The following is a 24,360-nucleotide window of genomic DNA, read 5'->3' on the forward strand; positions in this document are numbered from 1 at the left end:
GACCGTGTGTCAACTCCGCGTACACACGGCGCAACACGGGCTTCGCACGAGGCACACACCTCCCCCGCGCACCCCCGGTCCGGGGCGTCACGCGGATGTCCCGCCCGCGGCCCCCGCCCCCACCGCGGGGTGGACGGAATATCGCTGGTGGCGCGCAGAAGGCCGTGGTTAGCATCCGGTGGTGACGACGACGGTGGACGAACCTCTTGACGAAGCGGTCCTCCGAGGGGACATCGGGCGGCTGTCCGGTCACCTCGACGCACAGGTCTGCGGGCCGGCCGTCTTCGGACGCCTGGTCCGGCACGACGATCCCCGTGTGCGGTATCTGGGCCTGGTCCTCCTCACCGAACGGCTCGCCTCGGACAACGCCCTCGCGGCGCCGGAGAGCGCCGAGTTCGCGGCGCTCCTGCCGGTGTCGGTGGCCGGCCCGCCGGAGGCCGCACTCGTCCTGGCGGGCCTCTACGAGCGGCTCGGGCGGTTCCGGGGGGACCGCCCGTGGCCGTCGTGGCGTACGGCCGGACTGCCGGCACGCGTACGGATCGCCTGGCTGCGCGCCGAGCTCCTCGACGACCCCGCGGTCCTCCGGAGGGAGCCCCGCGGCGAGCTGCTCCACCAGGCGGTCCGGCAGACGGACGTGACCGGAGCGCACCGGCCCGCCCTGCTCGTCACCGAGCTGGCGGAAAGTGGCGACCCGGCCCTGCGGGGCGAGGCGCTGCGGCTGGCCCGGCAGGGTCTGCGGGAGGGGCTGCTGGCCCCCGCCCGGGTCCGCGAGGTGCTTGTCGGCCTGCTCGACGGGGCCGAGGACGCGCCCGCCGTTGCTGTTCTGGCCGAACTCACCGAACCCTGGGCGGCGTTGGATCCGATCCCGCCGGGAGACCTGTCCCCCTTTCTCGCCGGTGAAGCGGTGCGGGCGTGCCCCGGGGCGGCCGAGGCGGCCCTCGGGGCCGCGGCCCACCACGGGCACGGCGGTCTGCTGCGGCAGGTCGTCGGCGACGCGGGTCTGCCGCCGGGTCTGCGCCGGAGGGGCATGGAACTGCTCGGCGAGCTGGCCGGCCGCGATGACATCGGTGATCTGACGGCCGTCGCCGCGCAGGACCCCCTGCTGTTCGGAGGGCCTCTGGTGGCCTGTCTGCGCGGGCTCCACCGGCGCGGCCACTTCCCGGAGGACCTGCACGCCACGGCTGTCGTCGGGCTGGCGCTGGCGGATCACTCGATTCCGCCCGTCGAGGTCGCCACGATCCTCTTCACCTGCCGGCAGGCGGTGTTCCGCGTGCTGACGGACACGCCCGCGGACGATCCGGGCTGGCCCCGGCGGCTCGCTCTGCTGGTCGCCCTGGCCGGGCAGGGGGCGGGGGAACTCCCGATCGGGGACGCGATCGCACAGCTGCTCCCCCGTGTCCCCGCGCCGGGCCCCTTCCTCACCGCGATCCGCGAGGTGCGTCACGTGGACGCCGAGGAGGCTGTGATCGCCCTCCTCCCGACGGCACCCGCCGCGGCCCTGGACGCGCTGGAGGCGATCGGAGGCCACCGGACGGTGCGGGCGCTCAGGGAAGGGCTCGGCCTCGCCCCGCCCGAGGACACGAGCGAGCGCGAGGACGGGTGCGAGCGCGCAGACACGGCTGTGGGGGAGGGCGAGGGCCCGCGGGACACCATGGGCGTCATCGCTCCCCACCTCCGCGCCGAGCGCAACCGCGCCCTGGAGATCCTGTGGCACCTGACGGACGATCCGGAGCAGCGGCGCGCGCTCCTCGTCCGCCTCGATCCCACCGACCTGCCGGCCCGCGTCGCGACCGACCTCGGCGGGCCGGACGAGCGGGAACTGTCCCTCCTCAGCTCCCACCTCGACCCCGGCAAACCGGTGGCGGCCCTGTGCCGGCTGGCGGCGCACGGCAACGCCGGCACGCTGCCGGTCATCGCCGACCTGCTCGCGCGCGTCGTGGCCGAGCTGGCGGCGTCCGGGGAACCGGGGGCCGCCGTCCCGGAGCCCGGCGCCGGGCACACGGCCGGCGAGCCCGCGGTGCCCCAGGAGGTGCTGGACGCCCTGCACGCCCTGGGCGCCCGGCTCCACACGCGCGGAAGGATCAGGCCGTCCTGCCTGCTCGAAGCGACGCACGCGCCAGAGGCCGGCGACGCCCTCGTCGCGACGACGGCACTCGATCTGCTGGACCGGCCCGGACTGTCCGGCGGCGAGCGGGCGATCCTGCTCGGACTGCTGCTCCGCACCTCGTACGTACGGACCCGTGCACGCGTGCACCGCATGCTGCGCAGCCGCGACCCGCACGTGCGCAAGCACGTGATCGCGCTGCTCGCCCGTGACACCGGGGGCGACGACGCACAGGCGTTGTCGGCGACCCTGATCGCGCTGACCACCGACCGGGACATCCGGACCGTCCGGCAGGCACTCCTCGCACTCGGTCACGCCGGGGCCCGTTGGGCCGGTCCCTCGATCGCGGCCTGTCTCACCCATCCGAACATGAACATCAAGAAGACCGCCGCAGCGGTCCTCGTCGATGCCGGCACCCCTGCGGCGGTCCCGGCACTGCTGCGCTGTCTCGGGCAGCACGACAACCCCGGGCTGCGTGCCACGCTCGTCGGGGCACTGCGCTCGGTCCTCGGCGAGGCGTACGCGGCGACCCTGCTCGCAGCCGCCGAGCACAGTGACAGCACCCGCACCCGCGCACTGCTGCTCGAAGGGCTCGACGGCGCCCTTCAGGTGCGTTCGGTCCTCGCGCTGGACGACCAGGCGTCACCGGTCGTACCGGCGCTGCTCGCCCTGGTGGCGACGCGCCGGATCGGCCTCGCGTCAGGTTCGGCCGGGGACCTCGCGGCGCTCTCGGCGCGGCACGGCGTCACCGGGCCCGCCCCCTCCGGCCCGGCGCCGGAGGAAGGCGGCGGAGCGGACCTCGACGCCAGGTCGCTGGTCGTGGAGGGCTGGAGTCCGTCGGTCGCGCTGCGGCTCGTCGGTCGGGACGAGGCTCCGCGTCCCGACCGGATGCGCGCGCTGCGGCCCCTGCTGGCGGACTGGCTCCGGCTCGCCGGCGACGAACCCGCCGTCCGGGGCCGGGTGGTGCGGTTCACGCTGCGGCTGTGCCCGGCGCCCTGGGCGGCGGAGGAGGTGACGGCGTTCGCCCGGTGCGCCCAGCTCCTGACCGAGGTGCTCGGCGCCGCCGGTGCCTCGGCCGAGGACCGGTACGCGGTCCTCGGCGTCCTCGAAGCGGCCGCACCGGCGCTGACAGCGGTCAGGAGGGCGGCCGTGGCCGACGCGGTACGGGCACAGCCTCCCGCACCAGCGGGAGGACGGTCCCCGCTGCCGTTGCTGCGACGCCTCGGCGCCGTCCTGGTCCGCACCGATCTCGAGCAGTCACTCGCGGCGGCCCGGCTCGGCGCCGACCCGTGGCGGGCCGAGGTCGCCGTGCTGCGGGAGGCCTTCGCCGTCCCGGAGCCCGCCGCGGACTCCGTACGGGCCGAGGCCGCGGCGTGGCGGACCGCGCTGGAGGCAGCCGTACGCACCCCGGCCGCCCTGCGGCAGTTCCGGCGCGCGCCCCACGGCGGGACCGGCTCCAGGGAGCGTCTGAACGCTCTCGTCGAGGTCTGGCCCCCGGCCCGGAGCCCGGAGGTCCGCGCCGCGCTCATCGACTGGATGTCGGAGCTCCAGCCGCTCGACGCACCCGTCTGGACCCTCACGGAGACCACTCACGGACCTGTGCCGGCAGCCCGTGCCGTCCACGCGGACGATCTCGATCAGCCCCGTTCGGCGGCGCTGCGTGAACGGCTGCTGGCGATGCTGGACCACCGCGCTCCGGACCGCAGGGCGACCGCGGCACTGGCCCTCCTGGAGTGGCCGGAGCCGGAAGCCGGAATCGCTGTGCTCCGGGCGTACCTCCACGGCCGCGTCGACCTACCCGTCGGCGCCGGTCAGGCCCGCGCGCTGACCGCCCTCGACCGGAGCGAACTCGGGGCCGCCGGCATCCTGCGCGACCGGGTGGCCCACGTGGCCGCGCGGCTCGATCCGGAGGAGCTGGAGCCGCTGATCCCGCTGCTCCTCACCTGGTGGGCCGACGACCGGGCCCCCACCGCGATCGGCCAGGCGCTGCGCCGTGCCCGGGCCGATGTGCTGGCGCAGCACCTCGGCGCCCGTCTGGAGGCCGGGGCCTGGGGGTACCTCGACCTGCTCGTCGGCCTTCCGCTCCTTCGCACCCCGGCACTGGTCAGGACCTGCCGGCGGCTACGGGCCGAGGGCCGCGACGACCTCGCGGACCGGCTCCTCCTCGTCGAGGGCCCGCTGCGCGGTCCCGACGCCGCGCAGCGGGACTCCGCCGCACAGGCGTCCCTCCGCGACCGCACGCGGGCCGTACCCACCGGGGCCCCGCGGAGTCCGTCGCGGCGGGAGCTGCTGGACCTGGCCCGGACCGGCGACCCGGAGCAGATCCGCCGGGCGCTCACGCGGCTGGCCGAGGCCGGTCCGGACACCGGCCGGGACGGCGCGGTGCCCTCCCTGCTGGCCGAGTTGCTGCACCACCCCCGCCCCGGGGTCCGTCTGCACGCACACCGCACCTCGCGGGCGGTACTGGACCGGCAGACCTACCTGCGGCACACCTTCATCCTGCTGGAGGACCCCCGGCCCGACATCGTGCGGTCGGCGATCCGGGCCCTGTGCCACGCCTCCTGGACACCCGCGATACCCGCCCTGACCGGCCTGCTCGGGCATGCGCACCCCGTAGTCCGCCGGACGGCGGTCGAGGGGCTCGTCGGGCTGGGCGAACCGGCGGTCCCCTCGCTCAGGTACGCGGCCGATCACGCCCGCCCCGACAGACGGTCCCTCTACACGGAGGTCCTCGAACAGATCACGGCCGGCAGAGGATGACCACCCGGGGGCCCCGCCGTGTGCGCAGCCGGGGGCGCGGCCTCTCCCGAACGCAAAGGTCCGACCGCCCGGATCGCGCGGCGTGAGCCCCCGCCCCGGCGAGATCTTGACCACAGCGGTCCCGTGCGGGGATGCCGTGGCGGCGCCCGGATGTTGGCAGCGGATGGACATCCCGAGCCAACGAACAGGACATGACGTGACAGATGCGAACGCCGACCGCACAGCGGACACCCTCTCGCGCCCGTTCTCGGTCCGCGGACTGACCTCGCGCAACCGGATCGCCATGGCGCCCATGACCCGGCAGTTCTCCCCCGCCGGCGTTCCGGGACAGGACGTGGCGGACTACTACACGCGACGGGCCGCCGGCGGCGTGGGGCTGATCATCACCGAGGGCACCTACATCGACCACAGCTCCGCGGGTACCAGTGACCGGGTCCCGCGCTTCCACGGCGAGGACGCCCTCGCGGGCTGGGCGGACGTCGCCGACTCCGTGCACCGCGCGGGTGGGGCGATCATCCCGCAGTTGTGGCACGTGGGCGTCACCCGCGCCGAGGGCGCACCGCCCGTGGCGGACGCGGAACCCGTCGGCCCGTCCGGCGTGTCCCTGACGGGCGAGCCCAAGGGCCGCGCCATGACGCAGAAGGACCTCGACGACGTCATCGCCGCGTTCGCCGACGCGGCGGCAGCCGCCGAGCGGCTCGGTTTCGACGGCGTCGAACTCCACGGCGCACACGGCTACTTGATCGACCAGTTCCTGTGGTCGGGCAGCAACCGCCGTACGGACGCCTACGGTGGCGACCTCGTCGCGCGGACCCGCTTCGCGGCCGAGATCGTGGCGGCCTGCCGCGCCGCCGTCTCCGACGCGTTCCCCCTGTTCTTCCGCATGTCCCAGTGGAAGCAGGACGCCTACGAGGCGAAGCTCGCGCAGACGCCCGAGGAGCTGGACTCCCTGCTCACGCCGCTCGCCGAGGCCGGGGTCGATGTCTTCCACGCGTCCACCCGCCGCTACTGGCTGCCGGAGTTCGAGGGATCCGACCTGAACCTCGCCGGCTGGGTGAAGAAGATCAGCGGCAGGCCGACGATGACCGTCGGTTCCGTCGGCCTGGACGGTGACTTCTTCGGCGCCTTCCAGGGCAACAGCTCCGGCGTCACCGGCATCGAGCAGCTGCTGGAGCGCATCGAGAACGACGAGTTCGACATGGTCGCCGTGGGCCGGGCGCTGATCGCCGATCCCGAATGGGCGGCGAAGACCCTGCGCGGGGACACCGGGAACATCACGCCGTTCAGCGCGGAGATGCTGAAGACCCTGCGCTGACCCGGACGCCGCGGGAGCCCCGTGCCCCGCGCCGACCGCGGTGCCGCGAGAGCCCCGCCCCCGGGCCGTACCGCCGTTGCGGCCGCACCGGGGCGGGGCTCCTCCGCAGCCGGGGCCCGGGGTCACCGGGCAGGCAGCGAGGCCGGACCGCTCGTAAATACCCGGACACCGGCAGCCCTCCGATGTACAGTTTTCGAGTCCTGTCGTCTCCGATAGAGGTGGACGTTGCGCATCTGAGGCCCGCGATCATCGCGCGGTACGGCCCCTGCCGTAGCCCGTCACGCCGCCGTCGGCTTTCCTGCCGCCCCGTGACCCCGCGTGGATGCGACCTCGGTGCATGAGCCGTCCCCCGCTCTCCGGAGGACCGCACCCCCCTTTTTCTTTCCCGGCCCGGGTCGCCGCGTGGTGCTCGCATACGAAGCCCCTGTTCACACGCTTGCGACTGCGAGGATCACGATGTCCCACCCCCTCACGCCCACGGCCTCCCTCACCTGCTCCGGCCTGTCCTTCCGGTGGCCGGACGGCACCGAGGTCTTCGACGGGCTCTCGCTGACCTTCGGCCGGGGCCGCACCGGCCTGGTCGGCACCAACGGCTCCGGCAAGTCCACCCTGATGCGCCTGCTCGCGGGCCGGCTGCGGCCCTCCGCCGGGTCGGTGACCGCCGGCGGCAGCATCGCCCATCTCCCGCAGAACCTCACTCTCGACACGGAGCTCAGCGTCGAGGCGGCTCTCGGCATCGCCGGACGGCGCGCGGCGCTGCGCGCCATCGAGGCCGGGGACGTCGCCGAGGAGCACTTCGAGACGATCGGCGACGACTGGGACGTCGAGGAGCGCGCCCTGGCCACCCTGGGGACGCTCGGCCTCGACGCCGTCGGCCTGGACCGCACCGTCGGACAGCTGTCCGGCGGTGAGACGGTCCTGCTGCGCCTGGCGGCGCTGCTGCTGGAACGCCCGGACGTGCTGCTGCTCGACGAACCCACCAACAACCTCGACGTGTTCGCGCGCCGGAGGCTGTACGAGGCCGTGGAGTCCTGGCGTTCCGGTGTGCTCGTCGTGGTGAGCCACGACCGTGACCTGCTGGAACGCGTCGACCGCATCGCCGAGCTCCGCTCCGGCTCGGTGAGCTGGTACGGCGGTGGCTGGTCGGCGTACGAGGAGGCGCTGGCCACCCAGCAGGAGGCGGCGGGGCGCATGCTGCGGGCCGCCGAGACGGACGTACGGCGGCAGAAGCGCGAGCTGGAGGAGTCCCGGATCAAGGTGGCCCGCCGTCAGCGGCACAACAAGAGGATGGACGCGGAGCGGCGGGCCCCGAGGATCGTCGCGGGCGAGCGCAAGAGGTCGTCGCAGGAGGCGGCGGGCAAGCTCCGCGGGCTGCACGAGGACCGGCTCCAGGAGGCACGGGAACGGCTCGACGAGGCCTCGGACGCGATCCGTGACGACGCCGAGATCCGGGTCGACCTCCCGCACACCGCCGTACCCGCGGGCCGCACGGTCCTGAGCCTGCGCGGGCTGCGGCCCCGTTTCGGCGCGCTGCGCGAAGCCGAGCTCGACGTCCGGGGCCCGGAGCGCATCGCACTGGTCGGGCGCAACGGGGCCGGGAAGACGACGCTGCTGCGCACCCTCACCGGTGAGCTCGCACCGCTGGCCGGCGAGGCGAGGACCTTCGTGCCGCTGCGCTTCCTGCCGCAGCGGCTGGACGTGCTGGACGAGGGGCTGAGCGTCGCGGCGAACGTGGCCCGCCTGGCGCCGGGGGTCACCGACAACCACATCCGCTCCCAGCTCGCCCGGTTCCTGTTCAAGGGGGCGCGCGCCGAGCAGCCGGCGGGCACCCTCTCGGGCGGTGAGCGCTTCCGTGCCGCCCTCGCGGCGACGATGCTCGCCGCACCGGCCCCGCAGCTGCTGATGATGGACGAGCCGACCAACAACCTGGACCTGGCGAGTGTCCGGCAGCTGACGGGGGCGCTCGACGCCTACGAGGGCGCACTCGTGATCGCCGGCCACGACCTGGCGTTCCTGGAGTCGGTCGGCATCACCCGTTGGCTGCTCGTCGGGGAGGAGCTGCGGGAGACGACCGCGGAGGAGGTGCGCGAGCTGCTCGACGCACCGGACCCGGGCGTGTGACGGCCGCCGGTGTTGTACTGGAGGAGGCGGGCCCGCGCTCCCGGGCCGTCCCCCGGCACACACCGGCTACCGAATCCGGGTCTTCCATGCATCCTCTCCACGGACTCCGAAGAGCTCCCCGGGCGGTCGCGTGCGCGGCGGTCGTCGTCCTCGCCGCCGGCTGTGCGGCGGTGGCGGCCGAGCCGCCCCCGGCGGCGCCCGCCGCGGCCCCCGCCGCCGTCGCTGCCGTGCCGGCGCCCGCCGCCTCCGTGCGGCCCCCGGCCGACCGGACCGACCCGCGCACCGTGACGGCGACCCTCGCCATTCCGGCGCTCGGTCTCACGGACCTGCGCGTGGTCCCCTACGAGGGGACGACGGACGACCGGGCGGGCACCCGGATCCAGGACCGCGGTGCCGCCGCGAGTCCGTACGGCGCGAAGGGGGGCGTCGGTCCCGGTGAGACGGGGAACTACCTGGTGACGGCCCACCGGCTCTCCGCGGGCGGCCCGCTGCGCGAGCTCCCGTCCCTGGACAGGGGCGATCTCGTCCTCGTCACGGAGGGTGGGACGGTGTACGAGTACCGGATCACCGGGACCAGGGAGACCTCCTTCCGGTCGGAGCGCTCTCTCGCGGAACAGCGGGCGGAGGTCCCGGGCGAACCGGGTGTGAAGCCGACCCGGGCGATGATCACCCTCTCCACCTGTGCCACTCCTGAGGACGACGCGGCCGGCAACCACTGGCGGGACGGCAACAACAATCCGGAACACCGCATCGACAAGATCGGCGTCCTCGTGTCCGCGCGGCCGTCCTGACCTCCACCGCCCGGCGCCCCCGTGTCATTCGGCTGCGGGAAGCTCGAGCCAGCGGGCCGTTCCGGGGGCGATGACGTACGTGTGCCCGCCCAGCACGACCCGCACCCCGGGCCGGCCGTCGTCCGGCACGGCGATCCTGAGCCGCTCGGCACGGATGCGCAGGTCCACGTCCCAGTGCCGCCGGAAGCGCAGCCGTACCCGGAACTTCGACAGCTGGGGAAGGGTGGCCGGGCTCAGCCACAGCGCGTCCTCCCGGGTCTCCAGGCCCGTCATGCCGCGCTGGACGAAGTCGAGCGTGCCGGCCATGGCCCCGAGGTGGATGCCCTCCTCCGTCGTGCCGTCCTGGATGTCCGCCACGTCACCCGTGAGCGCCTCCTCGCAGTACGTCCACGCGTCGTCGCGGTGCACCCTGGCCAGCACCCAGGCGTGGACGAGGGAGCTGAGGGTGGAGCCGTGGCTCGTCCGGGCCACGTAGTAGTCGACCGTGGACCGCCAGGTGTCGTCGTCGAGTTCGTGGCCGAGCCGCCGGAACAGGGCGGCGAGCTCCTGGGGGGAGAAGAGGTAGCCGAGCATCAGGACGTCGGCCTGCTTGGACGCCTGGTAGCGGTTGACGGTGTCCTCCTCCGCCTCCATGATCCGGTCGAGCCGCCGGATGTCCCCGTACCGTGCCCGGTAGCCGTCCCAGTCGAGCTCGGCCAGATCGCCGTACCCGGCGAACTGGCTGATGACACCACGGTGGTACGGCACGTGCAGCCGGTGGGAGATGTCGTCCCAGCGGGCCAGCTCGGCGGGGTCGAGCCCGATCCGGTCGAGGAGCTGACGGCATCTGCTGTCGGGAAGATCCCGGCAGAGTTCGCCGGCGCGGGCCAGGACCCAGGCCGCCGTCACGTTCGTGTAGGTGTTGTCGTCGAGGCCCGCCGCCAGGGCGTCGGGGTAGGCGTCGTGGTACTCGTCGGGTCCCACGACGCCCAGGATGCGGTACTTCCCCAGGCCGTCGTCCCACGAGGCGCTGTCCGCCCAGAAGCGGGCGATCTGCAGCATCATCTCCGCGCCCTTGGAGTACAGGTACTCCGTGTCGCCGGTGGCCTGGCAGTACTGCCACACGTTGTACGCGACCGCGGAGCCGACGTGGTGCTGCAGCCGCGAACGGTCGGCCAGCCAGCGGCCCGAGCGCGGATTGAGGTGCAGCTCCTGGGTCTCCTCGCGTCCCTCGTCGGCGCTCTGCCACGGGTACATCGCACCGGCCCTGCCCGCCTCGTGCGCCGCACGGCAGGCCGCGGGCAGCCGCCGGTAGCGGTAGTCGAGCAACCCCCGTGAGACCTCCGGGAAATGGAGGTTCAGGAACGGCAGGACGAAGAGCTCGTCCCAGAACACATGGCCGCGGTACGCCTCGCCGTGCAGTCCTCTGGCCGGTACCCCGACGTCGAGTTCGGCGGTGTGCGGGGAGAGGGTCTGCAGGACGTGGAAGAGGTGCATGCGCAGGATGTGGCCGGGCTCGCCGGGCACGTCCAGCCTGACCTGCTGCCACAGGTCGGCCCAGGCCCGGTGGTGCGAGGCGAGCAGCCCCGGATAGGCGGGGGCCCTGCGCACCGCGGACACGGCGGCCTGCCGGGGGCTGCCGATCGCCGGGTCGCGGGAGGTGTACAGCGCGACCGTCTTGTCGACGGCGGCACTCTCGTCCGGGCCCAGCGGGAGCACGAGGCTCTGCACGACGGCGCGGGGCATCTGCCGAGGCCGTGCCCGGTGGTCCCGCCCGGCCGCCCGGCCGCCCCCCGCCGGTTCCGGCTCGTCGATCGCCGCCCGAGCGCCCGCGCCGGGCCCACGCGCGGCCACGGTACGGGCGGCCAGGGCGACGGTGATGTCCGACTCCACCGTGCGGCAGCGCAGCCAGACCGTGGACTCCGGTTCCGTACCGGTCTCCCAGCCGGTCAGGTGCCGGTTCGCCAGGTCCCGGTACCGCGCGACTCCGGCGTTGCGCACGTCACCGTCGATCCCGGACTCCACCTCCACCCCGCCCGCCCAGCCGTCGGCGGTGAACACCGTGTGCAGTGCGGCGAGATGGGGGTCGCCCATGTGCACCAGGCGTTCCTGCTCCACCGTCAGACGGCGGCCGGTCCCGTCCTCGTACACGGACCGGCGGGTCAGCGTCCCGCCGCGCAGGTCGAGCGACTGGCGGTGGTCGACGAGGTGCGGGTGGTCGGGTGAGAGCCACGGGCCGGCGGGGGCCCCCGCCGGGTGGATGCGGTAGCGCAGCGGCAGCCAGTCGGGGAGGTTGACCATGTCCTCGTTCTCGACCTGCTGGTCCTGGACCGAGGAGGTCAGCCGGTTGTAGCAGCCCGCCACATAGGTGCCCGGGTAGTGCGGTCCGCCCGCCGGTGTCTCGGACGCGGCCCCTCTGGTGGCGAAGTAGCCGTTGCCCAGGGTGCACAGCGCCTCGCGCAGGCGCTCCTTCGCCGGGTCGTACCCCTCGTAGGACCAGGTCCAGGCCCTCGCCATCAGTCGTCCCCGCCGGTCAGCAGATCCCCCGGATCGGACACCACGACGTCGGCACCATGGCGGCGAAGGTCGGCGGCACCGGCCGGGGTGTGCGTGCGGTCGACGCCGACGACCAGCCCGAACCCGCCGCGGCGGCCCGCCTCCACTCCGGCCAGCGCGTCCTCCACGACGGCGGTGTCCTCGGCGGGGGTGCCCAGCCGTCGGGCCGCCTCCACGAACAGGGCGGGATTCGGTTTGCCCGGCAGTGCCAGCCGGCGCGCCTCGTTGCCGTCGACCACGGTCTCGAAGAGGTCCAGGAGACCGGCCCCGGAGAGCAGTTCCGTCGCGTGCCGGGAGGCGGAGGCGGCGGCGCACGGCACCCTCTCCTCGCGCAGCACGTGCAGGAGGCGGACCGTGCCCGGCCAGACGGCGACCGGGGCGGCGCGCAGGCTTTCCGTGAACACCTCGTCCTTGCGGGCGGCGACCGCCCACACCGTCTCCGTGCCCGGCGGGTCGTCGGGACTGCCTTCGGAGAGGTCCAGCCCGCGCGACTTCAGGAAGGCGGCCGCGCCGTCCTTCCTCGACCGGCCGTCGACGTGGCGGCGGTAGTCGTCCCCCTCGTCGAAGGGACGTTGGCCCCCATGGGCCGACAGGCAGGCGTCGAACGCCCTCTTCCACGCCGCGGCGTGCACCGGCGCGGAGTCGGTGATCACCCCGTCCGTGTCGAAGACCACGGCACGCACGGAGCGCAGGCCCGCGGCCGGGGAGAGTGCTGCCATGACCGGGTGGTCCCTTCCTCGGGTGGGTCCCCCGTTCCATGGCACCAGGTTCCGGCGGCGAGCGCCTTTCCTGGAGCCTCACCAAAGAAAACTAAATGTCTCGTTCTGCACACGTTTGGGCTACCGTGAGTACATGGTCAGTACCAAGCGCCAGACGCATCGGCAGGCGGAGTACGCGTGTCCCGCCTGCAAGCACACCGTCGCGTCCGTGTTGGCACGGCACAAGACCCTCGGCATCTTCGTACCCCTCTGGGGCCCCGGCCCGTGCCGGAACCCCGCCTGCGGCAGGTACGTGCCGACGGACGAGCCCGAGCCGACGGAACACGCGGGACACTGAGCCCCGGACACCGGGCGCCGGGCGCCGGGCACGGTCAGTGCCCGCCGGAGCAGGGCAGGGGCACGGCGCACGGCGCACGGCCGGGGCGCCGCGCGCAGGACCCGTCGAGGCCCTTGCCACGTCCCTGCGCCTGCCGTCCTCGCACGCGCGGCGTTGATCCGGCTGCCGGAGTGCCCTGTGTCCCGGCCGTGGGGGATCGCCGTCGCGATGTCCCTCTCCCCGCGTCCCGCTCACACCGACGGAATCGGCTCCTCCCCCACCTCCGGACTCGGACCGCTCCGCTTCACTCGCGCCATCGAGCCGTCAGCCCTTCCATCGATCGGCCCTTCCATCGATCAGCACGACCGGACCCGCCGTGGCGCGGTCTGTCGTCGTCGCTGTCACACGGGAACGTGACCCGGCACGGGCGCCGGGATTCCGAGGACTTCCCCTTCGTCGGGCGCGGTAGCCGGCTCCGGCTCGGTCGGTCGGGCGCGGGATCGACGCCCCGGGATTCCTCCTCGTCCCGTCCCGGCGGGGTGCGCCGCTTGTCCGCCCACCCCGGAGGTGGGCCACCTTCCGGTCCACTTCGGGGCCACCCCGGCAGGGGCGTGGCCACGGTCGTCCGGCTCGGCGCCGGACTGCTGCACGTGCTGTGGTGCTTGCTGCCCGGGGTGCAGCTCGTCGGGGTGACGCGCGCGGCCCTGCGGGCCGGCCACACCGAGCGGCGCACCGAGAGAGTCTTCCGAAAGTGCTGTCATGCCGTGCTGTTCATGGACGGGGCCTACAGCCACGCTCCCGGGGAAGCGGCCTCGGGTCACTGCGGGAAAGCCGTTCGGATTCTGCTCGGGCCGAGGGGGGACCGGCGCGACGAGGTGGTCGTCGTCACAGGCTGCGTCCGGGTGACGCGGCGCTTCCTGGATTCCGGCCCTGTCACGCTTCACGCTTCTCCTGCCCGGTGCGGTTCGGGATCCACACCACGGACGTACCTTTCGGCACCATGGCCTCGCACGCGACGGGCTGCGGCCACGTCTGCCCGGACCGTGCGGTTCAGGCCGTGAGACGGAGGCGCTGGCCGGGGTAGATCAGGTCCGGTCCCTCGTCCAGCAGCTCACGGTTCAGCTCGAACAGCGCGTCGGTGCCGCCGGGTACGTCCGCGCGATCGGCGATCACGGAGAGGCAGTCGCCCGGCTGGACGACGTAGGTCCCGGTGCCGGCGAGCTCGTGGGAGTCGGTCGCCCCGGCCGCGTCGGACGCCTCGTGGGAGGAGCCCTGCGAGCTGCTCGGACCGCTGTCCGACCGGCGCTGCGGTGCGGCCTTCGGCGTCTCGCTCCGCTGGGGGGTGCTGCCCGCCTGCGGGCCCGATGTGCCGTTCGCACCGAGCCGGCCGCAGGTGGGCCAGGCGGACAGTCCCTGCGAACGGGCGACGCGCTCACCGACGGCGATCTGCTGGGACCGGGTGGCGAGGTCGGCGCGCGGTGCGTACTGCCCACCGCCGTACGCCTGCCAGGTGGAGGGTGCGAACTGCAGTCCGCCGTGGTAGCCGTTGCCGGTGTTGATGTTCCAGCGGCCGTTGCTCTCGCAGGCGGCGATGCGGTCCCAGTCGGTGCCCGCCGTGACGGTCGGCGCCATGACGGTCGGCGCCGTGGCGGCCCGGGCGGGGAACACCTGGACGGAGGCGGCCTGCGTGGTGGCTGCCCGGGCGGGGACGGACGCGACACTGCGGCCGGAGAGGCCCAGCACGCTCAAGAGGACCAGCAGAAGGACGAGCGCCGATTCGACGGGTCGCTTGGCGAGGGGTGATGCCGGCATGACGGTCTTCCTCCGCTGTGCTCCGGGAACTGTTGCAAGGGCACGAACAGACAAGCCGCCGATATGCTTTTCAAGGGGCTCCGACGCGTTCCGCGGCCGCATGTTCACCCGCGTGGGGGCCACGGCCCGGCCACCCGGCCGATGCGGGCGGGGACGGGCCCGAAGGGTCGGCCGAGGCCGGCTCCGCGGATGCCCCGGTCCGGCGCAGGTCAGCTGTGCGGAGCCCGCAGCCTGACCATCTCCGCCCGGACGGCGGGCAGTTGGTCGTAAAGCGCATCCCCGGGGCAGCTGGTCTGGAAGGTGTCGCGGTGGCCGGACACCGCGTGGAGGTGGACCACCTCACCCCGCTGGTACAGGCTCTCGTCGTTCGTCGAGACCATCCGTACGGTGCTCCGCGGGTCCGTGCCCGGCCGCAGCTTCCACGCGCCCACCTTCGCGATCCCCTCGATGAGCGCCTTCGGCACCGGGACCCCGGGGCCGAAGCTGCCGAGTGCCGCGACGCCCACGCTGTGCGCGTTGAAGCCCTTGGCGTGCGCCCCGCGCACCGAGCGCCCCACCCCGCCCGCCCTGCCCTCGTAGATCGTCCCGCAGCGGTCGACGACGAAGTTGTATCCGATGTCGTCCCATCCCTCACCCGAGACGTGGTCCCGCTCCATCTCCCGCAGCATCGTCGGGGCGTCGGCGCAGTCGTAGTCGTTGGCGTGGTTGGTGTGGTGGACGAAGACCGCGTTCACCGCCCCCGTGTACGTCGCGTGCTCCTTGACCAGGGTCTCGTCCGCGTGCCAGTCGGCCCGGCTGACGATCGCGGGCCGGAGGGCTTCGGACGGCGCCACGGGCCGGGCCATGACCGGCTCGGGCGCGACGAGCCGGACCGGCGCGTCCCTGAACACCAGGACGGCCAGCGGCACGACCATGGCGCCCAGGGCTGTTCGGCGAAGCCACATGGGGCCAGCCTGACCGCTGACCAGCGACGTCGCAGTCGCGCCGCACCCGGTCGGGTGAAGCGTGCCGGCGGGCCGGAAGCCCTCCCGCGCGGCATGCGGGGGTCAGGACGCGGCGGCGGCGGCCCTGTTCTCCTCGATGATGCGCTCGGCGCGGTGCGGGGAGGTGTCGAGCCGGGCCAGCACACCGGGGACGGCGTTGTTGGGGAGGATGAGCTCGAAGAGCGCGGAGATCTCCGTGACCAGGTCCGGGGCGTCCGCCATCGACTCCGTCACCAGCTGCACACCGGTCCACGCGCCGACGAGGAGCCGGGACGTGGCGACCGGGTCGACGTGCGGCAGCAGCTCGCCCCGCTCCTTGGCCTCGGTGAGCAGCTCCGCCCCCAGCGTGATCCAGTCCGGCCAGCGGGTCCCGAACAGGCTCCTGGCCCGGGGGTCGACGGACAGCCGTATCGAGGCGCTGAGCATGGGTTCACGGGGCAGCCGGTAGGCCAGCAGGAGCGCGATGTCCACCCACTCCTGCAGCTTGAACGTCTGCGGAGTCACGCCGTCCGAGGTCACGGCCTCTTCGAGGACGCCCCTCGCCAGCTCCTCCTTGGAGGTGAAGTGGAAGTAGAGCGCACCCCTCGTGAGGCCGGCCCTCTCCAGGATCGCGGCGATCGTGGCAGCGTCGTAACCGTGCTCGTCGAAGACCTCCGCAGCCGCCTCGAGGAAGATTCTGCGCGTCCGGATCGCCCGTTGCTGTCTTGCCAACTCGCGCTCCCTTGACCTCGGCTTGACGCTTCTTCAAAAAAGACCGGTGAACCGGTATTATATCAGCGCCAGGCTGCCCACTTTGCGCCATGTCCGGGGGGACCGTGCCCGACGTACCTGTTTTCCCTCACACTCCGCGCGCCGACGTCGGGGGCAGTGAGGGTGTCCGTATGGAATACGTGCACCTCAGACGTGCCGAAGCCGTTCTCGTCACCGGATGGCGCCGCCTCGAAGATGGCGAATTCTCGCTCACCCTCAACTGGCCCGCGCCCGATGGCGGACTGCCCTACGACCCCCGGATGCTCACCCAGGCCATCCGGCAGAGCGGCCTGCTCATCGCGCACGCGGAGTACGGCGTCCCGCTTTCCCACCACACCCTGCTGCACTCCTTCGACTTCACCGTAGCCCCCGGGTTCCGGGTTCGGTCGACCGGGCCGTCCCCGCTGACCGTCGGGATCTCCCTCGCCGAGCCGAAGAAGCGTGGCAGGGCCGTGAGTTCCCTCGGCATGGACATCCGCCTCTACCAGGATGACAGCCTGGTGGCGCGGGCGGACTGCGACTTCGGCTGGATATCCCCCGGCGCCTACCGCAGGCTCCGGGGCGAGCACCTCGGCGCCGGCTGGAACACCTGGGAGCTCCCCGCACCGGCCGACCCGCGCACCGTCCGGCGGGCGACCGGCACCGATGTGGTCCTGGCACCGGGCGGGCGGCCCCACCACTGGCGGTTGCGCAACGACGTGGACAACGTCCTGCTGTACGACCACCCCGTCGACCACGTCCCGGGACTCGTCCTGATCGAGGCCGCCCACCAGGCGGCCAACGCCGTCCTGCACCCCGCCACCTTCGAGGCCACCACCGTCGACACGTCCTTCGAGCGGTACGTCGAGCTCGACCGCCCCTGCTGGATCGAGGCGGAGCGGGCGCCCGCCTCCGGCCCCGGAGGAGCCACGGTGCTGGTCACGGGGACGCAGGACGGCGATACGGTCTTCCGGGGCCGGCTGAGCGGTCCGTGCGGCTGAGAGCCCCCGCGGAGTCACCGCCCGCGCGTGCGGCGGCTCACTGGTTGACGAAGCCGCCGTCCACCGGCAGGACGGTTCCCGTGAGGAACGGGCAGCGGTCACTGAGCAGCCAGGCCGCCGCGTTGGCCACTTCCTCGGGCTCGGCCGTACGGCCCTGCGGCGTCATGCTGTTGACCATCTCCTCCAGGCCCGGATTGCGCCCGAACCAGTCGGCGGTGATCTCACTGCGCGTGGTGCCCGGGGCCACGGCGTTCACCCTGATGCCCTGTTGCGCGTACTCGTCGGCGGCGGCCCGCGTCAGGCCGACGACCGCGTGCTTGGCCGCTATGTAGGGCGCGGCGGCGGGTATGGCCACCAGGCCGCCCACGCTGGTGGTGTTCACGATGGAGCAGCCCCCGTCGTTCGACAGCATGGCCGCTATCTCGTACCGGAGACAGTTCCAGACACCGCGCACGTTGACGTCCATGACGGCGTCGTAGACGTCATCGCCCATCAGGTGCAGGGGAGTCCGGTCGCCGCCGAGCCCCGCGTTGTTGAACGCCGAGTCCAGGCGCCCGTACGTGTTCACCGCGAAGTCCACCGCCCGGGCGGCGTCCTCCGCCACGGTGACGTCACAGACCACGTGGGACGCCTCCGCACCCTTGTCCCGCAACTCGGCCACCAGCGCGGCCAGTCGGTCCTCCCGGCGCGCGGCGAGGACCACCGTCGCGCCCTCCTGGGAGAACACCCGGGCCGCAGCCGCGCCGATGCCGCTGCTCGCCCCGGTGACGAGGACGACTCTGCCGTTCAGAAGATCACTCATGGGCGCAGTCTGGCAGGCCTGTTCGAACGGGACCATGCCTGCGGAGATCCGTGGCAGCAGCAGCTTCCAGAACCGGGGGACCGGGTACTGCGGGGACCGCTCCGCGTCGAGGCGGCCGAGGGCCCGCACCCCCGCGACCGCCGCCGTCACGGTGGACACCACGCCCTCCGGGGGAACGCCCGGGGCCGGTGCGTGTGCGGGGTCCACCAGGTGTCGCAGCGGGAAGAGCCGTCCGCCGGAGGGCGGGGCGAGGTCGTTCCGGAGGACGCGCGCCGCGGCCCCCGGCGGCCGACTTCAGCGCGCGCCCGTCGGGGAAGTGGAAGTGCGGCGCCCCACTGCCGACCCCGCCCCGGCGGCGCTACCGGTGAGCGAGGGGAGCGGGAAACCTCCCAGGTCGAATACCCCGGCGGCCGGGCGGAGCAGCTCCCGGCGCGTGCGTACCGCGCGGTCCTGCCGGGCCGGCCCGCCACTCCGGTGCGTGCGGGGGATCCGGGGACTTCGGGTGCCGCTGCCCGTTCGGTACCGGCCGGCAACGACGCAGGGTGACGTTCCAAACAAACCGGTTGTATTGTTTTTTTGCCCCTTCCCCGGGCCCGGGCCCCGACCCCGACGGATTCCGCGATGCCCGGACGTCACCGGGCCCCCGCGATACCGTGCGACATGATCGCAATCCAGTTCGACCACTTCGGTGGCCCCGAGGTCCTCCAGCCCGTGGAACTGGCCGCCCCCGTCCCGGGCCCCGGTGAGGTGCTGCTCACCGTCGAGGCCGCCGGGGTGAACTTCGCGGACACCCACCAGACGGACGGTTCCTACCTGGGGGCCGACGCCCTGCCGTACGTCCCCGGCAGCGAGGTGGTGGCCCGCACCCCCGACGGCAGGCGGGTGCTCGCCCGGGTCTCGCACGGATACGCGGAGCAGGTCACCGCCAAGGAGTCCGCCCTGCTGGAGATCCCCGAGGACCTCGGCGCCGCCGCGGCGCTCGCCCTGATGGTGCAGGGGCTGACCGCCTGGCATCTGCTGCGGACCTCCGCCCGGCTGCGGGCCGGCGAGACCGTCGTGGTGCACTCCGCGGCGGGCGGAGTGGGCAGTCTCGCCGTACAGCTGGCCAGGGAGTTCGGAGCGGGCCGGGTGCTCGCCCAGGTCTCCTCCCCGGACAAGGAACGGCTCGTCCTGGACCTCGGGGCGGACGCAGTCGTCAGCTACCCGCTCCAGGAGAAGGCGGACGTCGTCCTGGACGCCGTCGGCGGTGAGCTGTTCGACCTGGCACTGGACTCCCTGGCGTCCTTCGGCCGGCTCGTGTCCTACGGCAGCGCCGCCCGGACCGGTTTCACGCCGGTCGACCCGGCCCGGCTGGGGCGGCTCAACGCCGCCGTGGTGGGGTTCTGGCTGCGCCCCACCCTGGCGGCGCCGGGCGCGGTGGACGGGCCCCTCGAGGAACTCTTCGGCCTGGTCGCCGACGGGCGGCTCAAGCCGGTGGCGGGCGGCAGCTACCCGCTCACCGAGGCACGCCGCGCCCACGAGGACATGCTGGCCCGCCGGACGGTCGGCAAGGTGGTCCTCGTCCCCTGAGCCGGCCCCCGGCAGGGGGTGCGGGAAGGACCGCGAGCCGGGTCCCGCACGGGGTCCGTATGCGTGCGGGAGGTCATTAGGGTGGCCTGATGCCATCCCTGACCTCACGCACCCCGGGACCGGCCCCCTCAGGGGCCGGAGCCACGGACGCGGCCCCGGCCCGCCCCGGCCGCGACCCGTACTTCGACAACGCGAAGTACCTGGCCATCGTCCTCGTCGCGATGGGGCACTCCTGGGAGCCGCTGCCCGACAGCGGCCGCGTGATCGAGACGTTCTACACCTTCGTCTACGCCTTCCACATGCCCGTCTTCATCATGATCGCCGGCTACTTCTCCCGCGGTTTCGACCTGCGGCGCGAGCGGGTGTGGAAGCTCGTCACCAGCCTGATCGTGCCCTACGCCGTCTTCGAGGTGGCCTACACGCTCTTCGAGCGCCTCACCGGAGCCCCCGGCTTCCCGCTGAGCCCGCTCACACCGTACTGGCTGCTGTGGTTCCTGCCCGCGCTCTTCCTCTGGCGTCTCACGACACCGGTCTGGCAGACGGTCCGGTGGCCCGTCGCGGTGTCCCTGGTCATCGCGGCCATGGGGGCGGTCAGCAGCAACATCGGCGGCGATCTGCAGCTTCAGCGGGTACTGCAGTTCCTGCCGTTCTACGTGCTGGGTCTGCAGCTGCGGCCGGCGCACTTCGACTTCGTACGACGCCGTGCGGTGCGCCTCGCCTCCGTCCCGGTCTGCGTGATCGCCCTGGCCGCGGCGTACTGGGCGGTCCCGCGCACGACGACCTCGTGGTTCTTCCGCCGGTACGGCGCCGAGCAGCTCGGCTCGCCCGCCTGGACGGGTGCGGTCGTGACCCTGCTGCTGTTCGGCTGCGCCGTGGTGCTCAGCGCCTGCTTCCTCGCCTGGGTGCCGAGCCGCAGGATGTGGATGACCGCCCTCGGAGCGGGCACCCTGTACGGCTACCTGCTGCACGGCTTCGTCGTGAAGGGCGCGATCCGGCTGGACCTCTTCGAGGCGGACCTGGTCGCGACGCCGCTCGGCCGGATCCTGGTGACGGTGGTCGCGGCCGCCGTGGTCACCCTGCTGTGCAGTCCGCCCGCCCGCCGGGTGTTCCGCTTCGTCGTGGAGCCCCGGCTCGACTGGGCGAGGAAGCCCGCCCCGGCAAGCTGAGGGCGGGCGGGCCCAGGACGTCGCCTCAGCCGGTGACCTGCGTCCCGCCGAGGACCGTGGCGTGCTCCAGGACGTCCTCCAGCGGATCGTCGACCTGGCCCGTCGCGATCAGCGCCACCTGCGGCGCGTTGTGCGAGTCGGTGTGGGTCTCGTCGGCGTGGACCGTCCCGGCCGGAAACACGGACGCCAGCACGGCCACGCCGAGGACGGTGAGCCTGCTCTTCATGTGGGTGCCCCGTCTCTTCGTGCTCGGGCCGGGCGGCGCGAGCGGGGCGATCATCTCGCCCCGGGCGTGTCCGGGGCCGACGACTCGAGCCGCGCGGGAGGGACTGTTACAGACATTCCCGGCTTCGGCGGAAGACCGGTCGGCCCGCGTCCGGACGCACCGCACCCCCGGGCCCGCTGGGGGCGCCGGGGGTGCGGTGTCGTCGGACGCTGCGGTGTCGTCAGACGGACGGCCGGATGTCGTCAGGCGTGCCGAGCATGGCGGACGCGTTCTCCAGCGGGGTGAGGGGCACCGCCGGGGCGGGCACCTCCGCCGGACGGCAGGTGAAGCCGAGACGCGTCAGCGCCCGGGTCACCTCGGCCGCGCTGAAGTCGCGGCGGTCCTGCCGGGTGATGATCTCCCCGACCTGCTTGACGGGGTAGACGCGGCGGCTGATGACCACCGCGTCACCGGTGACGGGTTCGGGCTTGATGCCCTTCATCGAATCCTCCACTTCGTTCTTGAACAGATCGAAGGGGAAGCGGGCGATGACACAGCGCATGGTGCCTCAACAGGGTCGGTGAGAAAGCCGGAAAGGGTCTGCCGGACTGCTGTCCGGTGACTACGCGGCCCGGTTGGACCGGCGCAGCGCGGCAGCGGCACGCGCCTCGGGCGTCGCCGTGTTGGCGTTGGAGCGACGGCCCTGCGGGGGCCTGCTGCCTCGCCGGCGCGAGGGCGAACCGCTGCCCTTGCGCTCCGTCAGCGGCGCGGTGATGGTCACGGGGACGCCCGAGGGCGCCTGCGCCCCGGTGATGCGGCTGAGCTCGGCCTCGCCGGAGCGGACCTGAGCGACCTGAGGGGTGATGCCGGCGTCCGCCATCAGACGGGTCATCTCGCGGCGCTGGTTGGGCAGCACCAGCGTGACGACGCTGCCGGACTCCCCGGCCCGGGCGGTACGGCCGCCTCGGTGCAGGTAGTCCTTGTGGTCGCTCGGCGGGTCGACGTTGACGACGAGGTCCAGGTTGTCGACGTGGATGCCGCGCGCGGCGACGTTCGTGGCGACCAGCACCGTGACGTGGCCCGTCTTGAACCGGTCCAGGGTGCGGGTGCGCTGCGGCTGCGACTTGCCGCCGTGCAGCGCCGCGGCCCGGACACCGCTGTTCAGCAGGTGGTCGGTCAGCTTGTCCACCGCGTGCTTGGTGTCCAGGAACATGATCACCCGGCCCTCGCGGGCGGCGATCTCCGTGGTCGTGGCGTACTTGTCGGAGCCCTGGACGTAGAGCACGTGGTGCTCCATCGTCGTCACCGCACCGGCGGCGGGGTCGACCGAGTGCACGACCGGGTCGTGCAGGTAGCGGCGGACCAGCAGGTCCACGTTGCGGTCCAGGGTGGCCGAGAACAGCATCCGCTGGCCGTCGGCGTTGACCTGGTCGAGAAGCTCGGTGACCTGGGGCATGAAGCCCATGTCGGCCATCTGGTCGGCCTCGTCGAGCACCGTGATGGCGACGCGGTCGAGCTTGCAGTCACCGCGCTCGATGAGGTCCTTCAGCCGGCCCGGGGTGGCGACCACGACTTCGGCACCGCCGCGCAGGGCGCTGGCCTGGCGGCCGATCGACATGCCGCCGACGACCGTGGCCAGCCGCAGCTTGAGGGACCGGGCGTACGGGGTGAGCGCGTCGGTGACCTGCTGGGCCAGTTCCCGGGTGGGGACGAGGACCAGGGCCAGCGGACGGCGGGCGTCGGCGCGGTTGCCCGCGGTGCGGGCCAGCAGCGCCAGGCCGAAGGCGAGCGTCTTGCCCGATCCGGTCCGGCCGCGGCCCAGGACGTCACGCCCGGCGAGCGAGTTCGGCAGGGTGGCCGCCTGGATGGGGAACGGCACGGTCATGCCCTCGGAGCTCAGCGCCGCCAGCAGGGGCGCGGGCATGTCGAGGTCCCCGAACGCCTCAGCGGCGGGGAGGGCCGGCGTGATGGTCACCGGCAGTGCGAATTCACCCGACACGGAGGAGGAACGGCGCCCGCCGCCGCCACCGAAGCGCTTCGGTCCGCCGGAGCGGCCCTGCGCCGCGGCGCCCTGTCGGCTGGACGTCGTCGAGCGGAATCCGTTGGCGGTGCGACTGCCGGAGGATCCGCCGGAGCGAGTCCGGGAGAATCGGTCGTTCGTGCGAGCTGTGCGATCGCGGTTCAATGGAGAACCTTCCCTCGAATGGCACGTATCGAGGGATTCTTTCCGGGCGGCTGCAGCCATGTACGGCGCCAAGAATCGCAAGAACGAGCCGGTGAAATATCGAAAAACGAAGCCCGTCCGCCGGATGACCAGCTGCTTACGGCACTTCAGAATGACTGCAATGGGATGCGCGCCGACCTGACCTGTACACACCCGGAATTACTCACCGGTGCGACGTCCGCGGTCACGGTCGGGGAAAAACAACGAGCTGGGGCCCGCACCCCAAGGTGCGGGCCCCAGCTGCGCCATACGCCTGAGGTGATCAGGCGGGGGTGATGTTCTCCGCCTGCGGGCCCTTCTGGCCCTGCGTGACGTCGAAGTTCACCTTCTGGCCTTCCTGCAGCTCGCGGAAGCCCTGGGCGGCGATGTTCGAGTAGTGGGCGAAGACGTCAGCGCCGCCACCCTCCTGCTCGATGAAGCCGAAACCCTTTTCCGCGTTGAACCACTTCACGGTGCCAGTAGCCATGTCATATCTCCTTCGGGGCGTTGCCCTAGGGCCCACACTGTGCGAGCCCTACGTCGCCGCAAATGATTGCCCCGACCGGATAAGTCCGGAAATACAAAAGTGCACCCACCCGAGTGAAACCGGCGAGAGCACTTGAAGTTTTGGGAACCACAACTGCAACTGAGATCAACAGTAGCACGATTCGGGCAGATGCGAGCTGTACGCCATATCACTCCGCCGTGACTCCACCGCACACGGCATAAACTCTCACCGCCCATTGCGCATATTTCTGTGCTCACGGAAACAGATATGCACCCGCCCGCCGGTCAGGAACCGGCGCCGCCCCGCCCGACAGCGGGCCGCCGCAGCTCCTCGTCGAGGCGCGGCGCCTCCTCGCGCCGGCCCTCCGGGATGACGATGCGGCACGCGGCGTCGATCGGCGTGCCGCCGTCGACCAGCTCGCGGGCACGGGCGGCGATGCGTAGTCGGTAGCGGGAGTAGCGGCGACGCCCTCCCTCGGAACGCGGCGGCGTGACGAGGCGGGCCGCACCGATGGCCCTGAGGAAACCCGGCGCGGCGCCGATCATCTCCGCGACTCGCCCCGTGGCGTGAGCGGGGTGGTCGTCGTCGTCGAGACGATCGCCGGCGTGCGAGGTGCTCTCCGGAGGCACCTGCGCCTCTCTACTGTGGGCCGTGCCATTGATGTGAGCCGGCTGCACGAGGAACCCTGGGCACACGGATGGATCATGTCTACTTCCATCAG

General features: G+C 72.9%; 19 protein-coding genes. 8 read left to right on the plus strand and 11 right to left on the minus strand.

All coding sequences use genetic code 11. From position 1 onward, the window contains the following. Nucleotides 1–181: 181 nt before the first annotated feature. From OG927_RS15590 to OG927_RS15605, 4 genes are all read left to right on the plus strand, one after another. Nucleotides 182–4,864 carry a HEAT repeat domain-containing protein gene (locus OG927_RS15590; RefSeq protein ID WP_330320325.1) on the plus strand — a complete coding sequence of 1,561 codons (4,683 nt, stop codon included), beginning with the start codon at nt 182–184 and terminating at the stop codon, nt 4,862–4,864. 196 nt (nt 4,865–5,060) lie between these two features. Next, the gene (locus OG927_RS15595; RefSeq protein ID WP_079099587.1) at nt 5,061–6,179 is read left to right on the plus strand and encodes an NADH:flavin oxidoreductase; all 1,119 of its coding nucleotides are present in this window, start codon (nt 5,061–5,063) and stop codon (nt 6,177–6,179) included. 456 nt (nt 6,180–6,635) lie between these two features. Next, complete coding sequence (locus tag OG927_RS15600; protein ID WP_330320326.1) at nt 6,636–8,300, plus strand: ABC-F family ATP-binding cassette domain-containing protein; 1,665 nt, start codon at nt 6,636–6,638, stop codon at nt 8,298–8,300. A gap of 86 nt (nt 8,301–8,386) precedes the next feature. Beyond that, nucleotides 8,387–9,091, plus strand: coding sequence for a class E sortase (locus tag OG927_RS15605; protein ID WP_330320327.1), 705 nt, complete (start codon nt 8,387–8,389; stop codon nt 9,089–9,091). 24 nt (nt 9,092–9,115) lie between these two features. Here the strand turns inward: OG927_RS15605 and OG927_RS15610 are convergent, their stop codons facing one another. Both OG927_RS15610 and OG927_RS15615 read right to left on the minus strand, forming a co-directional pair. Then, a complete protein-coding gene (locus OG927_RS15610) occupies nt 9,116–11,587 on the minus strand; it encodes a glycoside hydrolase family 65 protein (protein ID WP_330320328.1) in 2,472 nt (823 codons plus the stop codon). Then, a complete protein-coding gene (locus tag OG927_RS15615; protein ID WP_330320329.1) occupies nt 11,587–12,345 on the minus strand; it encodes an HAD family hydrolase in 759 nt (252 codons plus the stop codon). The genes OG927_RS15610 and OG927_RS15615 overlap by 1 nt, the downstream gene beginning before the upstream one ends. Before the next feature lie 133 nt (nt 12,346–12,478). Here OG927_RS15615 and OG927_RS15620 point away from each other — a divergent pair, with 133 nt between their 5' ends. Next, complete coding sequence (locus OG927_RS15620; protein WP_056793593.1) at nt 12,479–12,682, plus strand: hypothetical protein; 204 nt, start codon at nt 12,479–12,481, stop codon at nt 12,680–12,682. A gap of 1,029 nt (nt 12,683–13,711) precedes the next feature. On the opposite strand, the gene OG927_RS15625 is transcribed toward OG927_RS15620, so the two are convergent. From OG927_RS15625 to OG927_RS15635, 3 genes are all read right to left on the minus strand, one after another. Then, complete coding sequence (locus tag OG927_RS15625) at nt 13,712–14,473, minus strand: transglycosylase family protein (protein WP_330320330.1); 762 nt, start codon at nt 14,471–14,473, stop codon at nt 13,712–13,714. A gap of 209 nt (nt 14,474–14,682) precedes the next feature. Further along, the gene (locus OG927_RS15630) at nt 14,683–15,417 is read right to left on the minus strand and encodes a peptidoglycan recognition protein family protein (protein WP_330320331.1); all 735 of its coding nucleotides are present in this window, start codon (nt 15,415–15,417) and stop codon (nt 14,683–14,685) included. 102 nt (nt 15,418–15,519) lie between these two features. Continuing rightward, a complete protein-coding gene (locus OG927_RS15635) occupies nt 15,520–16,167 on the minus strand; it encodes a ScbR family autoregulator-binding transcription factor (RefSeq protein ID WP_056793270.1) in 648 nt (215 codons plus the stop codon). 170 nt (nt 16,168–16,337) lie between these two features. On the opposite strand from OG927_RS15635, the gene OG927_RS15640 reads away from it, so the two are divergent. Next, the gene (locus OG927_RS15640) at nt 16,338–17,186 is read left to right on the plus strand and encodes a ScbA/BarX family gamma-butyrolactone biosynthesis protein (protein ID WP_242413214.1); all 849 of its coding nucleotides are present in this window, start codon (nt 16,338–16,340) and stop codon (nt 17,184–17,186) included. 37 nt (nt 17,187–17,223) lie between these two features. Here the strand turns inward: OG927_RS15640 and OG927_RS15645 are convergent, their stop codons facing one another. Continuing rightward, nucleotides 17,224–17,988, minus strand: coding sequence for a glucose 1-dehydrogenase (locus OG927_RS15645; protein WP_056793591.1), 765 nt, complete (start codon nt 17,986–17,988; stop codon nt 17,224–17,226). A gap of 660 nt (nt 17,989–18,648) precedes the next feature. Between OG927_RS15645 and OG927_RS15650 the strand changes: the two genes are divergently transcribed. Together OG927_RS15650 and OG927_RS15655 are read left to right on the plus strand one after the other, a co-directional pair. Beyond that, entirely contained in the window at nt 18,649–19,557 is a 909-nt protein-coding gene (locus OG927_RS15650; RefSeq protein WP_330320332.1) for a quinone oxidoreductase family protein, read from the plus strand. A gap of 89 nt (nt 19,558–19,646) precedes the next feature. Next, nucleotides 19,647–20,723 (plus strand): acyltransferase family protein, encoded by a 1,077-nt coding sequence (locus OG927_RS15655; protein WP_124281912.1) that lies wholly within the window; start codon nt 19,647–19,649, stop codon nt 20,721–20,723. A 25-nt stretch (nt 20,724–20,748) separates the two neighbouring features. On the opposite strand, the gene OG927_RS15660 is transcribed toward OG927_RS15655, so the two are convergent. The 5 genes from OG927_RS15660 to OG927_RS15680 form a co-directional block, all read right to left on the minus strand. Further along, nucleotides 20,749–20,949: a hypothetical protein gene (locus tag OG927_RS15660; protein ID WP_056793589.1), complete on the minus strand. Its 201-nt coding sequence runs from the start codon at nt 20,947–20,949 to the stop codon at nt 20,749–20,751. Nucleotides 20,950–21,169: 220 nt separating this feature from the next. Further along, complete coding sequence (locus tag OG927_RS15665) at nt 21,170–21,490, minus strand: SCO5918 family protein (protein ID WP_056793268.1); 321 nt, start codon at nt 21,488–21,490, stop codon at nt 21,170–21,172. Nucleotides 21,491–21,550: 60 nt separating this feature from the next. Further along, nucleotides 21,551–23,113 carry a DEAD/DEAH box helicase gene (locus OG927_RS15670; RefSeq protein ID WP_056793267.1) on the minus strand — a complete coding sequence of 521 codons (1,563 nt, stop codon included), beginning with the start codon at nt 23,111–23,113 and terminating at the stop codon, nt 21,551–21,553. A 301-nt stretch (nt 23,114–23,414) separates the two neighbouring features. Further along, nucleotides 23,415–23,618, minus strand: coding sequence for a cold-shock protein (locus tag OG927_RS15675; RefSeq protein ID WP_031090619.1), 204 nt, complete (start codon nt 23,616–23,618; stop codon nt 23,415–23,417). Between the two features lie 305 nt (nt 23,619–23,923). Beyond that, on the minus strand, nt 23,924–24,268 hold the full coding sequence (locus OG927_RS15680; RefSeq protein ID WP_330320333.1) for a MerR family transcriptional regulator: 345 nt from the start codon (nt 24,266–24,268) through the stop codon (nt 23,924–23,926). Between the last annotated feature and the right edge of the window lie 92 nt (nt 24,269–24,360).

The organism is Streptomyces clavifer, from assembly GCF_036345975.1.
GTDB lineage: Bacteria > Actinomycetota > Actinomycetes > Streptomycetales > Streptomycetaceae > Streptomyces > Streptomyces clavifer.